A 12,392-nucleotide genomic window follows, 5' to 3' on the forward strand; every position below is an offset into this window, starting at 1 on the left:
CCTAGCCGATGACGGGGGAAGTTGACGCGGCATCCGCCGCCACTGGTTCCATCGACATTCGTGGGATCATGGCGGCGCTGCCGCACCGCTATCCGATGCTGCTCGTCGATCGCGTGGTTACTCTCGTTCCCAACGAGAAGATCCACGCGGTCAAGGCCGTGTCGATCAACGAGTCCTTTTTCCAGGGGCATTTCCCTGGACGGCCGATCATGCCCGGCGTGCTGATCGTCGAGGCGATGGCGCAGGCTGCAGGCGTGCTGACGGTCGAGACGCTCGACCTGCGCGGTTCGGGCAAGCTCGTCTATTTCATGAGCATCGACGGAGCGAAGTTCCGCAATCCGGTGGAGCCGGGTTGTCTGCTCGACCTGCATGTCGAATTGCTCCAGATTCGCGGCCGAGTCTGCAAGTTCGTCGGCAAGGCTTCGGTGGACGGCAAGCTCTGCGCAGAGGCGAATTTCGTTGCGATGATCGCCGATCCGCCGGTGGATTGATCGTAGCTGTCGGTTCGGCTGAGCACGCGTGACTGGCGTCACCCACCTCCGTTCGGGCTGAGCTTGTCGAAGGGCGTTTCTCGAACGAAGGTGCAGGGGCTTAGACAAGCTCAGCCCGAACGGAGAGGAAAGTTGCGCCGATGACAAGGCTTGCGTTCATGGGAAATCCCATGTAACCGCGCGCCTTCGCTATTTTACGCATCCATGGCCGGTCGGAAACCGGCCCATAGACGGAGCAGATTCATGAAGGCCGATACGCACCCCGATTACCACTTCATCACCGTCCAGATGACCGACGGCACTACCTTCCGCACCCGCTCGACCTGGGGCAAGGAAGGCGACACGATGGCGCTCGACATCGATCCCAAGTCGCATCCGGCCTGGACTGGCGGTACGCGTCAGCTGGAGCAGGGCGGTCAGGTGGCGCGCTTCAACAAGCGTTTCGGCGGCCTGACGCTGAAGAAGTAATCGCTCCGTTCAACGGACGAATGAGAAGGGCGCCCGCTAGGCGCCCTTTTTTATTGTGCAGAAACTTCGTTCGTTTCGACCGCAGTCGAAAAACGGCAGCGCCGCACTTTGCGCTTATCGACTTCGCTCGAGCGAACGGATGCGCGTGTAAGGGTGCGGAACCTCGATGTTTGCTCAAAGCGAGCTTGCCTCAGCCCGCTCTTTCCTCATCCAGAAACGCCGCCACATCCTCCAGCACGACATCCTTCGACAGGAATGTCTGCCCGATCCCCCGCGCAAGTAGGAAGGGGAGGGTGCCGGCCGCCATCTTCTTGTCGTGCAGCATATGCCCGACCAGCGCGGCGCCATCGCCCGTGACATGGGCGCTGGCGAGATCGTGGGGCAGTCCCACGGATTTCAGATGCGTCGTCACGCGCTCCGCATCCTCCGGCGCGCAGAGCCCCAGCCGTGCCGAATAGCGGAAGGCGAGGGCCATGCCTGCCGCAACGCCTTCGCCATGCAGCAGCGTGTCGGAGAAGCCGGTATCCGCCTCCAGCGCATGACCGAATGTATGGCCAAGGTTGAGGAGTGCGCGGCGGCCGGAGGTTTCTCGCTCGTCATCTGCGACGATCGCCGCTTTAGCTCGTACGCTGCGTTCGATCGCGAATTCCCGTGCCTCACGGTCGCCCTCCAACAGGCGGGCGCCGTGCGCTTCGCACCAAGCGAAAAACTCCGGATCGTCGATCAATCCATATTTCACGACCTCGGCATAGCCCGCCCGTGTCTCGCGCAGCGGCAGGCTGTCGAGGGTCGATGGATCGATCAGCACGAGGCTGGGTTGGTAGAAGCTGCCGATGAGATTCTTGCCCGCGCGCGTGTTGATCGCGGTCTTGCCGCCCACCGAACTGTCGACCTGTGCTAGCAGGGTCGTTGGCACCTGGATGAAATGACATCCGCGCTTCAATATCGATGCGGCAAAGCCCACCAGATCGCCGATCACGCCGCCGCCCAGCGCCACGATATGATCGCCGCGCTCCACCTCCAGCGCCAGCAGCTGGTCGAGCAGTTCTTCCAGATGCCGCCAGCTTTTCGTTTGCTCGCCGGCGGGAAGGACGATCGGTTCTGCCGCGATTCCCGCCGCGCGCAGGGCGGTTTCCAGCCGGGGCAGCTGCACCTTCGCCACATTGGCGTCGGTTACGACGACCAGCCGGCCCTTGCGCGCATATTGCGCCAGATGATCGCCCGCTTGGTCGAGCGCGCCCTGTTCGATGACGATATCGTAACTGCGCGCATCGAGCGCGACGCGGACTAATGCCATGCGACCAGTTTCTCCAGGATGCGTTCGACCGCCACCTCATGAGGCGCGGCGATGCTCTTCACATGAATGGGGGCGAGCGCGTAGTAGGGATTGCGCGCGGCGGCGAGTTCGGTCAGCACCACGCGCGGGTCCTTGCCTTTCAGTAGCGGACGCCCCTCTCGCCGGGACACGCGATCGACCAAGGTGTCAATATCGGCGTCCAGCCACACGGCCGTCGCGCGCTCCAATATCAGGGCGCGGGTTTCATCCTGCATGAAAGCGCCGCCGCCGGTCGCGATCACCTTGGGCTCGTCATCCAGCAGCCGGGCGATCACGCGCCGTTCGCCGTCGCGGAAATAGGGCTCGCCATAGCGTTCGAACATTTCGCTGATCGTCATGCCCGCCGCCTTTTCGATTTCCTCGTCGGCGTCGACAAAGGTCAACCCAAGCCGCGCCGCCAGCCTGCGGCCCACGGTCGATTTTCCCACGCCCATCATGCCGATAAGGACGATCGGGCCGCGCTTCGACTGCGGGGACACGGATTTGCTGTTTCGCTGCATGGCGGAGGGGGCTATACATCCCCCCGTCGCAGAGGCAAATCGCAACTTTCCTCAACTTTCCGGCTCGGCCGCACAAGGATCCATGAGAAGCAATCGTTCCTTCAGCACCTTCGAAAGCAGCTCACGCCGTCGGGGGACACGCCTGCCCATCATTCCCATCATTCTGATCGCCCTGCTTATCGGCTTGGTCGCGCTGCTTTGGTCGCGCGGCGGCGAACGCCCGCAGCAGCGCGTGGAAAAGGCCATTCCCGCCGAAAAGCTGGGCAAATAAAATCATGCGCCAAAGCCGGGTGAATGCGAAATGGGCGCTGGGTACGCTCGCGCTCGCTCTGGCGTTGCCGGTGATCGCGCAGGAGGCTCCTGAATCGCTGCTGCCGCCCGGTTTCGGCGAAGCGCCCGAAGCGCCGCCGCCGTCGGGGCCGCAGCCTGCCCGGCCTGTCACGCCCGCTGCTCCCGTGCCGATGGTCCAGCCCTTGCCCCCCAGCGCGGAGGCTCCTGCCGACAATGGGATGGAAAATGGCGCTGAAGATGCCCTGTCCGAACAAGAACTGGCGGCGCAGAAGCAGAAATATGATCTTCCTGAGGGTGCGCGCCGGACGCTCGATCGCGTCGGCCCGCTGACGCCGGAGCGGCTTGGCTTTGCGCCCAATGCTTTCGGCGCGCAGTCGGGGCTTTTCCTCGCGACCTTGATGAAGGAGACTCGGGCGCCGATCACCTCGCGCTGGGCCTCCATCCTGCTCCGCCGCGCATTGCTGTCCGCAACAGATACGCCGCGGGACATCAATGGCGCTGACTGGGTGGCCGAGCGGGCCTGGCTGTTGCTGCGCATGGGGGAAGCGGACAGTGCACGCCTGCTGGTGCAGAGCGTCGATTCCGATCAATTCACGCCGCGCCTCTATGCCGTGGCGATGCAGACCTATCTCGCGACGGCGGACCCGGCCGGACTTTGCCCGCTCTCGGCGGGCGCGCTGCGTTACAGCAAGGAACCGGGCTGGGACATGACCCGTGCGATCTGCCCGGCGCTGTCAGGCGATCAGGGGTCGGCCAGTGCTGCGCTTAACCAGGCGCAGCGGCGCGGCGTGGTGCGCGGCATCGACTATCGTCTCGCGGAAAAGGTCGTCGGCACCGGCTTCAATGCGCGGCGTTCGGTGAAGATCGAATGGGATGCGGTGGATCGGCTGACGGCATGGCGCTTCGGTCTTGCGACCGCGCTTAATGTCGAAATTCCCGAACCGCTTTACGCCACCGCCGGTCAGCATGTGCGGGCGTGGGAAGCGCGGGCCCCTGCGCTGAGCGCAGTTCGCCGCTTGCCGGGCGCCGAAGCGGCGGCGCGGCTTGGCGTGTTCTCCAACAAGGCGCTGGTCGGTTTCTATAGCCAACTCGGCGCGGACGGCGATGCCGCTCCGGAGATCGCCGACCGGATCGATGCCCTGCGGACTACCTATCGCGGTGCATCGGCCGATGAACGGCTTCAGGCGATGCGCACATTATGGCGTGACAATGCCAAGCCCGACTATGTGGGTTTGATCGCCACCGCGCGCGCGGCTGCGGCCTTGCCAATCTCTACGGTTGAAGCCCGTGACGCCGCCAATCTCGTCGCCGCGATGCTGACGGCCGGTTATGACCGTAGCGCTGCTCGCTGGAGCGGAGTAGCGCGGCAGGCGGAAGGAGACGGCGCCGGAGATTTGTGGGCGCTGCTCGCAGTAGGTGCGCCGAGCGCAGTGGTCGATATCAGCGAGGGGCGCGTATCTTCCTTCGTGGAAGAAGCTGGCGGCACGAGAGGGCAGATGCTGATCGCCGCACTCGCCGGTCTCGCCCGCCTGAATCCGCAGGTGAGCGCCTCATTGGCGCAGGACAACGGACTTAATCTCGCCGCCAACAGCCGTTGGGCGCGCGCGATCGGCCAAGCGGCCTCGCGTGGGGAAAAGGCGACGGTGGCTTTGCTGGCGGCGGTCGGCTTGCAGACTGCCGATTGGGGGCGCCTGCCCCCTGCGCATCTCTATCATATCGTCGCGGCGCTGCATCAGGTCGGACTCGACCCCGAAGCACGCATGATCGCGGCGGAGGCAATTAGCCGGACCTGACGCCATGGATGGAGAGGACCGGGCGCTGATTGATCGCTTTCTGGAAATGATGGCGGCCGAGCGGGGGGCGTCGCGCAATACTCTGCTTGCCTATCGCGCCGATCTGGAGGGGGCAGGAAGCCTGCTGAACGGGCTTTCCAGCGCCACCAAGGATGCGATTGCCGGACTTGCCGCAGCCTGGGCGGACCTCGCGGCGTCCTCAGTTGCACGTAAATCCTCCGCCCTGCGGGCCTTCTACGGTTTTCTGGAGGAAGAAGGGCTGAGGGCGGACAACCCATCTTCCGCCTTGCCGCGTCCGGTTACGCGGCGGCCTTTGCCCAAGATATTGTCGGCGCAGGAGGTCGATTCCCTTTTCACCCTCATCGAGCAGAAGCTGGCCGTCGAACATCCTTCGCCCCTCGACCTGCGCCTCTCAGCACTTATCGAACTGCTTTATGGGTCCGGCTTACGCGCCACGGAGCTTGTGTCCCTGCCGCGCCGCGCGCTTGCCGCTGATCGCCCGTTCCTCATCCTGAAGGGGAAGGGCGCGCGGGAGAGGTTGGTGCCGATTTCCGACCGTGCGCGCGCGGCTGTCGCTGCCTGGCTGGCCCATGTGCCCGCCGGCAGCCCTTGGCTTTTTCCCTCCGGCAAAAGTCATGTCAGCCGCATCCGCCTCTATCAGATGGTGAAGCAGCTTGCCGCCGCCGCAGGCATCGCACCGCAGAGGGTGAGCCCTCATGTGCTGCGCCACGCCTTCGCGACGCATTTGCTGGAGGGCGGGGCGGATCTGCGCGCTCTTCAGTCCATGCTGGGCCATGCCGATATCGGTACGACGCAAATCTATACCCATGTCGATAGCCGCCGCCTCGTCGAACTGGTCAACAGCCGCCATCCACTGGCGACAATGCGCCATCGTTTCGTTGACGACGAGGCATCTGCGCCCTAACGCCGTCGCCCATGGTTAGCTTTCTGGAATTTGAAAAGCCTATCGCGGAGCTTGAGGCCCGCGTCATCGAACTGCGCGCGACGGCCAGCGCTGGCGATATCGACATTGGCGGCGAGATCGACAAGCTTGAGCAGCGCGCTGCGAAGATGCTGGTGGACACCTACGCCAAGCTGACGCCCTGGCAGAAGACGCAGGTCGCCCGCCATCCCGACCGTCCGCATTTCAAGGACTATGTCGCGGGCATGTTCGACAATTTCATGCCGCTGGCTGGCGACCGCGCCTTTTCTGACGATCAGGCGATCATCGGCGGTCTGGCGATGCTGGGCGAGCGCCGCGTCATGGTGATCGGCCATGAGAAGGGCGACGACACCGCCAGCCGCGTGCGTCACAATTTCGGCATGGCGAAGCCCGAGGGATATCGCAAAGCGATCCGCCTGATGCAGCTGGCGGATCGGTTCGGCCTCCCGGTGGTGACTTTGGTCGATACCTCGGGGGCCTTTCCCGGCGTGCAGGCCGAAGAGCGCGGCCAAGCCGAGGCGATCGCTCGCTCAACCGAGCAGTGCCTGGCCCTTGGTGTGCCGATGGTCGCGGCCGTGGTGGGCGAGGGCGGCTCTGGCGGCGCAGTTGCTCTGGCGGCGGCGAACCGCGTGTTGATGTTCGAGCATGCGGTCTATTCGGTCATTTCGCCCGAAGGATGCGCATCCATTTTGTGGCGGACGGCCGACAAGGCGAGCGACGCTGCCACCGCGATGCAGGTGACGGCGCAGCATCTGAAAGCGCTGGGCGTCATTGACCGCATCGTCCCTGAGCCCACCGGCGGCGCGCATCGCGAGCCGGTGCAGGCGATCGCCAATCTGGGCGCCGCCATCGGCGAAGAGCTTGATTCGCTGACTGGGCTCAGCCCTCAGGATTTGCGTACCGATCGCGCCGACAAGTTTCTCGCGATCGGGGCCTGACCTCGCCGCCTTCGGAACATGCGCCCGCTAATCTCGTTACGTGCTGGCAACAGGCTGAGCATGTGGAGGAGGCATGAATAAGGCGATAGGATGGATTTGCGGCGCAACCGGGATGGCCGCCGCGCTTGCCGCACCAGCGGTGATGGGTCAGCAGCGCGCAATCCGTACTGTTTCATCGATCAGCGCACAGGACAAGGCGAGCGGAGCAAAGCAGCATCCGCAATTGCTCAATGAATTTGGGGGCGCCTATGCTGGGCCACAGGCAAAATATGTGGAGACCGTGGGCCGACGGATCGCGGTGCAGTCCGGCCTTTCCAACGCGCAGAGCGATTTCACCGTCACGCTGCTGAACTCGCCGGTCAACAACGCTTTCGCCATTCCCGGCGGCTATGTCTATGTGACCCGTCAACTCATGGCGCTGATGAATGACGAGGCTGAACTGGCGGGCGTGCTGGGCCATGAAATCGGCCATGTCGCCGCGCGGCATGGACAAAGGCGGCAACAGGCGGCGCAGCGCAATGCGATTGGCGGCACGCTCCTGCAAGTGCTGACGGGCGCTTTGTTGGGCGACTCGGCTTTTGCCGGGCTGTTGCAGAAGGGCATCGGGACTGGCAGCCAATTGCTGACGCTCAAATTCTCGCGTTCGCAGGAATATGAGGCGGATGACCTTGGCATCCGCTATCTCGCGGCGGGCGGTTATGACCCACGTGCGTTATCCACCATGCTGGCGTCGCTCGCAGCGCAGAGCAGCCTCGATTCGCGCGTGACCGGTAACGCTCGCTCAGTGCCAGAATGGGCGAGTACGCACCCTGATCCCGCGTCACGCGTCGGCCGTGCGGCCCGCAACGCCTCGGCGCAAAAAATCTCGTCCGGCGCGCGCAATAAAGAGGCGTTTCTGACGGCGCTCGATGGGGTCCTCTATGGCGACGATCCGCGTCAGGGCGTCATCGAGGGGAGCCGCTTCCGTCATCCCGATCTGCGGCTGGCCTTCACCGCGCCTTCCGGGTTCGGCATGGAAAACGCCGCTGACGCCGTATCCGTATCCGGCTCTGGAGGGCAGGCCCAGTTTGGCAGCGCCGCCTATTCAGGAGATCTGGGCGCCTACGTCAGTTCGGTCTTCGCCAAGCTGGGCGGCAGCAATAGCCGCGTGCCCGAAGGGGAGGTGCGGCGTACGACCGTAAACGGCATCCCTGCCGCCTGGCGAACCATCAGAGCCAGCACACAATCCAGCCAGGTGGACGCAACGGTCTTCGCCTACGATTTTGGCGGCGGGAAAGCCTATCATTTCCTTCTGCTGACTGCGGCGGGTCAGGGGGTTGGCCCCTTTACGTCCATGGTGCAGTCGGTTCAGCGCCTCACGCCGCAAGAGGCCGCCGCGATCAAGCCACGGCGCGTCAGCGTGATAACCGTCAAAGCTGGCGACACGGTGCAGTCGCTCAGCCGCCGCATGGCTTATCCCGATTATCAGCTGGATCGATTCCTCACGCTCAATGCGCTGACTGCGCAAAGCGTGCTGCGTCCCGGCCAGCGGGTGAAGATCATTATCTAAAGGTCGCGGCCGCCTCTCGCGAGAAGCGCCGCGCATAAGAAAAGGCGGCGGGATTGCTCCCGCCGCCCTTCTTTCACAATGGTTTCGGACTTACTTCAGGTTGCCCGAGACATTGTTGAAGGTGTTGCCCAGCTTGCCGCCGAGGCTGGTCATCGCGCCGATGGCGGCGACGGCGATCAGAGCCGCGATCAGGCCGTATTCGATGGCCGTTGCACCCTTTTCGTTCTTCAGCATCTTACGCACGAACTGCATTTGAAGTCTCCTTGACTTAAATTCCCGATTTACTACCCGGCCGCCCCGCTTGGAATTAGGTCAGCTATGGACGGTTTACGTGGGTTAGGTTGACAAAGATTTAATGGAGAGATGGAAGTGTCAGATATTGATGGTTAATGCGCGAGAACTTCTGTCGCGACATTGTTCCACATGCCGATCGTCTTGTTCGCGACGTTCGACAGCGCAGCGACCAGGGCGAGACAGATCAGCGCCAGGATCAACCCGTATTCGACTGCGGTAGCCCCCCGCTGACATTGCAGCAGTCCCAATCGGGATATGCTTTCGATCAACCCGCGCATGTCACCACCGTTTGTTGCAGACAGCCCCGCTTGACCTTGTAAAAGAGCCAGAGTTAACAAACCCCTTTACTGGACCGATATGACGACAATTTCTCCGCTGCTCGTGGTTGCCGCCGCCCTGGTGGATGCCGAGGGTCGCGTGCTGCTGCAGCAACGCCCGCCCGGGAAGGCGATGGCGGGCTTATGGGAATTTCCCGGCGGCAAGGTCGAATCGAACGAAACGCCCGAAACCGCGCTGATACGCGAGTTGGAAGAAGAGCTGGGCATTCGCACCCACGCCAGCTGCCTTGCGCCAGCAGCTTTCGCCAGCGAAGCGCTGGGCGATCGGCATTTGCTTCTGCTGCTCTATGTCTGCCGTAAATGGGAAGGCCTGCCCGAAGCGCGTCACGCGACGGAGCTGAAATGGGTCAGGCCCAACCAGATGTATGCGCTGGAGATGCCGCCAGCGGACTTGCCGCTGATCGGCTTACTCGATTCGCTGATCTAAACGGAGAGGGCGGGGTGCTGCCGGATGCGCTACCCCGCCCGGCGGATCACTCTTCCGCTGCCTTGCTCTGCAACTGAATATAGTTCTGGATGCCCATGCGTTCGATCATCTCGAACTGGGTTTCGAGCGTATCGACATGCTCTTCCTCGCTTTCGAGAATCGACTGGAACAGGTCGCGGCTCACATAGTCGCGCACCGACTCGCAATGAGCGATGGCGTCCTTCAGCACGGGCAGGGCTTCATATTCCAGTTCAAGGTCGGCCTTCAGCACCTCTTCAACCGTCTCGCCGATCTTCAGGCGCCCGAGCAGCTGGAAATTGGGCAGGCCGTCCAGAAAGAGAATGCGCTCGGCGACCTTGTCGGCGTGCTTCATTTCGTCGATCGATTCTTCATATTCGAACTTAGCCAGCTTCTCGATGCCCCAATGATCCAGCATGCGGTAGTGCAGGAAATATTGGTTGATCGCGGTCAGCTCATTCTTGAGGACCTCGTTCAGATAATCGATGACCTTGGGATCGCCCTTCATGGCGCATTGCTCCGGCTTATTGGAATGAAGCCGTAACTATAGCCCATTTCGGCGCTATGTTAATCCGAAAGCCTCAGAAATCCGCCATTTCTGCGGCTCGCTATTGCGTCGGCTTCGCTATTGTTCTGGCGAAATGACTGCGGCTGATCCGCAATAGTGTCAGGCAGTAGCGCGTTCTGCGGCGATGATCGTGCGAGCGAAGGGAACGCACTGGCCGCATTTGGGGCGGCGGCCCAAACGGGCATAAGCGCTGCAGGGCGTGTCCGCGCCGCCGCGGACGGCTTCCTTCAGATCCTTTTCGCGAATGGCATTGCAGACACAGACGACCATGAGGCTCTCCCTGGAATCGAGAAATAGCCTAGATGATAATGGGTCGCAATAGAAATTCAGATGCTGTTGCGAATCTTTTGCGTTTCTCCGCGGGAAAGACTGCGCCACAGCCATTCCATCGGCCCCATGGCGAATCGCGCCAGCCATGCGGTTGACCAGACCAGCATCGCCAACCAAGCGCAAATCACCAGCAGCGGCAGTTCGGCGGGTCGCAAATGGCCGAAGAGTCCCAGGCCCCACCCATAGAAGACCGCGCACATGATCAGGCTGGTGCCGAGATAATTGCTGAGCGCCAGTCGGCCTGTCCTTGCAATCGCCATCATGAGGCGCCGGTCACGATATCGCATCAGCACCCACAGGATCAGGGCAGCCCAGCCCACGGCCAATGGAATCCGGAACGGGAAGGACCAGGCAAGCGCCGTCCCCAAGGCGGGCAGCGCCTGAAAATCGCGCAGCATCAGCCAGGCGGCAAGGGCGGCCATCGGCGGCAGGCCGATCAGGAAACAGTGCCGCGCGGTGCGCCAATATTGCTCCGCCTCCCACCGTCCAGCGAGGAACCCGCCCTTCAGCATGGCCATGCCCATCAACATGAAGCCCAATGTGTCGAAGGCGGTGAACAGGAATGTCCACCACCAGTCGTTCAAATAGAGATGCAGATGATGCGCGACGATTGTGCTGAAGCCGCTGCGATAGGTCGCGATTTCCTTGACGATGGCCGGATCGTGGGGATTGACGAAGGGGCCGGTGAACTGCGCAAAGCCGTCGCGAATGCTCGCTGCGGCGCCGGGTGCAGAGGCGGCATGGGACCAGCCATAGAGGCTGACGATGAAAGCGGTGCAGATCAGGAAATGGGCCAGAAAGAACAGAAAGGCCCATTTGATGAGTGAGAGCGGCTCCTGCCGGATGAACAGAAGCGCGGCCAACCCGACCAGCGCATAAGTCATCAAAATGTCGCCCCACCAGAGCAGCAGATAATGGGCGAGGCCGAAAACGAACAGCCATGCGGCACGGATGATCTGTGCGCGGCGGCCGCTGCGTCCCGCCATCTCCTCCCGGTCCATCAGCAGCAGCATCGACGCGCCGAACAGCATCGAAAACAGCGCGCGCATCTTGCCGTCGAAAAGGAGGAAGCTGACCAGCCAGAACAGCTTGTCGCCCCATGACAGCGGCCCAACAGCGGCTGGGTTGAAATAGGTGGTCTGGGGCAGGGCGAAGGCGGTGATGTTCATCCACAATATCCCCATCACCGCGCAGCCACGCAGCACGTCCATCGCGGCGATACGGGTGGAGGGAGCAGTCATGCGGCGGGGGTTCCTCAAAGATACTGGCAAAGCGGGCGGCGCTCTGCCATGCGACTAGCCATGAACAGCGGCCGCAAGCAACGGATAAGCGATGCCTTCGGCGCGGCGGCGGATCATTATGACGATCATGCCGGGCCGCAGCGCGCGGCTGCGGCGTTGGTGGCCGATCTGGCGCAGCGGCAGAAGCCCCATGGCGTTGAGCGCATATTGGAGATCGGGTGCGGCACTGGTCTGTTGACCCGGCACATCCAGGCGCGTTGGCCCGCAGCGGAACTGGTCGTTACCGATCTGTCGCCCGACATGCTTGCGAGAACGGCAAAGGGCGCTTTCGTGGCGGGCACTTTCCTTACCATGGACGGAGAGGCGCCGCCTTTTGAAGGTGAGTGGTTCGACCTCATTCTTTCCAGCCTCGCCTTCCAATGGTTTGATGACTTGGCAGACGCGCTGGAGCGGCTTACGCGGCTGCTACGTCCGGGCGGAAGCCTGATCTTCTCGACGATGGGGGAGGGGAGCTTTGCGCGGTGGCGGCAGGCGCATGAGCTATGCGGGTGTGTAGCCGGCGTGCCGGCCTATCCCAGCCTCACCAAGCTTCGCGCGATGCTTGCGCGCTGCGAGGACGCCTTCGCCTTTGATGAAGAATATCTGCTGTCCAGCGGCAGCGCGCGAGGGCTGGTGCGCCATCTGAAAGGCATCGGAGCGGTGGTGCCGAGTGAGGGGAGGGCGCCACTCTCGCCGAAGCAATTGAGGCAGGTGATGACCGCCTTCGACGAAGCTGGTGGTGACGACGTTTATCAACTGCTGTTCGGCAGAATAACTCGCCCGGCTACCCAACCATGTCCGTCATGCTGAACTTGTTTCAGCATGACG

The 12,392-nt window shown here is 62.7% G+C and carries 16 protein-coding genes; 9 read left to right on the forward strand and 7 right to left on the reverse strand.

Annotated elements, in window-relative coordinates:
* The first annotated feature begins 8 nt into the window (after positions 1-8).
* Complete coding sequence (gene fabZ / locus ACZ5Y5_RS02205) at positions 9-491, forward strand: 3-hydroxyacyl-ACP dehydratase FabZ (RefSeq protein WP_464809584.1); 483 nt, start codon at positions 9-11, stop codon at positions 489-491.
* A 243-nt stretch (positions 492-734) separates the two neighbouring features.
* Positions 735-959 carry a 50S ribosomal protein L31 gene (gene rpmE, locus ACZ5Y5_RS02210; protein ID WP_340265159.1) on the forward strand — a complete coding sequence of 75 codons (225 nt, stop codon included), beginning with the start codon at positions 735-737 and terminating at the stop codon, positions 957-959.
* 190 nt (positions 960-1,149) lie between these two features.
* On the opposite strand, the gene aroB is transcribed toward rpmE, so the two are convergent.
* Positions 1,150-2,256: a 3-dehydroquinate synthase gene (aroB, locus tag ACZ5Y5_RS02215; protein WP_464809585.1), complete on the reverse strand. Its 1,107-nt coding sequence runs from the start codon at positions 2,254-2,256 to the stop codon at positions 1,150-1,152.
* Entirely contained in the window at positions 2,247-2,795 is a 549-nt protein-coding gene (locus tag ACZ5Y5_RS02220) for a shikimate kinase (protein ID WP_464809586.1), read from the reverse strand. The genes aroB and ACZ5Y5_RS02220 overlap by 10 nt, the downstream gene beginning before the upstream one ends.
* Before the next feature lie 82 nt (positions 2,796-2,877).
* Here ACZ5Y5_RS02220 and ACZ5Y5_RS02225 point away from each other — a divergent pair, with 82 nt between their 5' ends.
* From ACZ5Y5_RS02225 to ACZ5Y5_RS02245, 5 genes are all read left to right on the forward strand, one after another.
* Positions 2,878-3,066: a hypothetical protein gene (locus tag ACZ5Y5_RS02225; protein ID WP_464809587.1), complete on the forward strand. Its 189-nt coding sequence runs from the start codon at positions 2,878-2,880 to the stop codon at positions 3,064-3,066.
* 4 nt (positions 3,067-3,070) lie between these two features.
* Positions 3,071-4,879, forward strand: a complete 1,809-nt coding sequence (locus tag ACZ5Y5_RS02230; protein WP_464809588.1) for a hypothetical protein — start codon at positions 3,071-3,073, stop codon at positions 4,877-4,879.
* Between the two features lie 4 nt (positions 4,880-4,883).
* Positions 4,884-5,804 carry a tyrosine recombinase gene (locus tag ACZ5Y5_RS02235; protein WP_464809589.1) on the forward strand — a complete coding sequence of 307 codons (921 nt, stop codon included), beginning with the start codon at positions 4,884-4,886 and terminating at the stop codon, positions 5,802-5,804.
* An 11-nt stretch (positions 5,805-5,815) separates the two neighbouring features.
* On the forward strand, positions 5,816-6,760 hold the full coding sequence (locus tag ACZ5Y5_RS02240; protein WP_464809590.1) for an acetyl-CoA carboxylase carboxyltransferase subunit alpha: 945 nt from the start codon (positions 5,816-5,818) through the stop codon (positions 6,758-6,760).
* Positions 6,761-6,833: 73 nt separating this feature from the next.
* Positions 6,834-8,309 (forward strand): M48 family metalloprotease, encoded by a 1,476-nt coding sequence (locus ACZ5Y5_RS02245; RefSeq protein WP_464809591.1) that lies wholly within the window; start codon positions 6,834-6,836, stop codon positions 8,307-8,309.
* Between the two features lie 90 nt (positions 8,310-8,399).
* On the opposite strand, the gene ACZ5Y5_RS02250 is transcribed toward ACZ5Y5_RS02245, so the two are convergent.
* The gene (locus ACZ5Y5_RS02250) at positions 8,400-8,561 is read right to left on the reverse strand and encodes a Flp family type IVb pilin (protein ID WP_464809592.1); all 162 of its coding nucleotides are present in this window, start codon (positions 8,559-8,561) and stop codon (positions 8,400-8,402) included.
* Between the two features lie 134 nt (positions 8,562-8,695).
* Positions 8,696-8,881: a Flp family type IVb pilin gene (locus ACZ5Y5_RS02255; protein WP_464809593.1), complete on the reverse strand. Its 186-nt coding sequence runs from the start codon at positions 8,879-8,881 to the stop codon at positions 8,696-8,698.
* Between the two features lie 79 nt (positions 8,882-8,960).
* Here ACZ5Y5_RS02255 and ACZ5Y5_RS02260 point away from each other — a divergent pair, with 79 nt between their 5' ends.
* Positions 8,961-9,368, forward strand: a complete 408-nt coding sequence (locus ACZ5Y5_RS02260) for a (deoxy)nucleoside triphosphate pyrophosphohydrolase (RefSeq protein WP_464809594.1) — start codon at positions 8,961-8,963, stop codon at positions 9,366-9,368.
* Between the two features lie 46 nt (positions 9,369-9,414).
* On the opposite strand, the gene bfr is transcribed toward ACZ5Y5_RS02260, so the two are convergent.
* The 3 genes from bfr to ACZ5Y5_RS02275 all read right to left on the reverse strand — a co-directional run bounded on the left by bfr (position 9,415) and on the right by ACZ5Y5_RS02275 (position 11,525).
* Entirely contained in the window at positions 9,415-9,894 is a 480-nt protein-coding gene (bfr, locus tag ACZ5Y5_RS02265; protein WP_464809595.1) for a bacterioferritin, read from the reverse strand.
* A gap of 159 nt (positions 9,895-10,053) precedes the next feature.
* Positions 10,054-10,224, reverse strand: coding sequence for a (2Fe-2S)-binding protein (locus ACZ5Y5_RS02270; RefSeq protein WP_066524390.1), 171 nt, complete (start codon positions 10,222-10,224; stop codon positions 10,054-10,056).
* 56 nt (positions 10,225-10,280) lie between these two features.
* A complete protein-coding gene (locus ACZ5Y5_RS02275; protein WP_464809596.1) occupies positions 10,281-11,525 on the reverse strand; it encodes a DUF418 domain-containing protein in 1,245 nt (414 codons plus the stop codon).
* Between the two features lie 60 nt (positions 11,526-11,585).
* On the opposite strand from ACZ5Y5_RS02275, the gene ACZ5Y5_RS02280 reads away from it, so the two are divergent.
* Positions 11,586-12,374 carry a methyltransferase domain-containing protein gene (locus tag ACZ5Y5_RS02280; RefSeq protein WP_464809597.1) on the forward strand — a complete coding sequence of 263 codons (789 nt, stop codon included), beginning with the start codon at positions 11,586-11,588 and terminating at the stop codon, positions 12,372-12,374.
* Positions 12,375-12,392: the final 18 nt, after the last annotated feature.

It is taken from the genome of Sphingobium sp. TomTYG65, from assembly GCF_055395525.1.

What these genes read in the sequence shown, in the direction of transcription:
- fabZ (WP_464809584.1), top strand. Translation starts at nt 9, where the DNA reads ATGACGGGGGAAGTTGACGCGGCATCCGCCGCCACTGGTTCCATCGAC.
- rpmE (WP_340265159.1), top strand. Translation starts at nt 735, where the DNA reads ATGAAGGCCGATACGCACCCCGATTACCACTTCATCACCGTCCAGATG.
- aroB (WP_464809585.1), bottom strand. Translation starts at nt 2,256, where the DNA reads ATGGCATTAGTCCGCGTCGCGCTCGATGCGCGCAGTTACGATATCGTC.
- ACZ5Y5_RS02220 (WP_464809586.1), bottom strand. Translation starts at nt 2,795, where the DNA reads ATGCAGCGAAACAGCAAATCCGTGTCCCCGCAGTCGAAGCGCGGCCCG.
- ACZ5Y5_RS02225 (WP_464809587.1), top strand. Translation starts at nt 2,878, where the DNA reads ATGAGAAGCAATCGTTCCTTCAGCACCTTCGAAAGCAGCTCACGCCGT.
- ACZ5Y5_RS02230 (WP_464809588.1), top strand. Translation starts at nt 3,071, where the DNA reads ATGCGCCAAAGCCGGGTGAATGCGAAATGGGCGCTGGGTACGCTCGCG.
- ACZ5Y5_RS02235 (WP_464809589.1), top strand. Translation starts at nt 4,884, where the DNA reads ATGGATGGAGAGGACCGGGCGCTGATTGATCGCTTTCTGGAAATGATG.
- ACZ5Y5_RS02240 (WP_464809590.1), top strand. Translation starts at nt 5,816, where the DNA reads ATGGTTAGCTTTCTGGAATTTGAAAAGCCTATCGCGGAGCTTGAGGCC.
- ACZ5Y5_RS02245 (WP_464809591.1), top strand. Translation starts at nt 6,834, where the DNA reads ATGAATAAGGCGATAGGATGGATTTGCGGCGCAACCGGGATGGCCGCC.
- ACZ5Y5_RS02250 (WP_464809592.1), bottom strand. Translation starts at nt 8,561, where the DNA reads ATGCAGTTCGTGCGTAAGATGCTGAAGAACGAAAAGGGTGCAACGGCC.
- ACZ5Y5_RS02255 (WP_464809593.1), bottom strand. Translation starts at nt 8,881, where the DNA reads ATGCGCGGGTTGATCGAAAGCATATCCCGATTGGGACTGCTGCAATGT.
- ACZ5Y5_RS02260 (WP_464809594.1), top strand. Translation starts at nt 8,961, where the DNA reads ATGACGACAATTTCTCCGCTGCTCGTGGTTGCCGCCGCCCTGGTGGAT.
- bfr (WP_464809595.1), bottom strand. Translation starts at nt 9,894, where the DNA reads ATGAAGGGCGATCCCAAGGTCATCGATTATCTGAACGAGGTCCTCAAG.
- ACZ5Y5_RS02270 (WP_066524390.1), bottom strand. Translation starts at nt 10,224, where the DNA reads ATGGTCGTCTGTGTCTGCAATGCCATTCGCGAAAAGGATCTGAAGGAA.
- ACZ5Y5_RS02275 (WP_464809596.1), bottom strand. Translation starts at nt 11,525, where the DNA reads ATGACTGCTCCCTCCACCCGTATCGCCGCGATGGACGTGCTGCGTGGC.
- ACZ5Y5_RS02280 (WP_464809597.1), top strand. Translation starts at nt 11,586, where the DNA reads ATGAACAGCGGCCGCAAGCAACGGATAAGCGATGCCTTCGGCGCGGCG.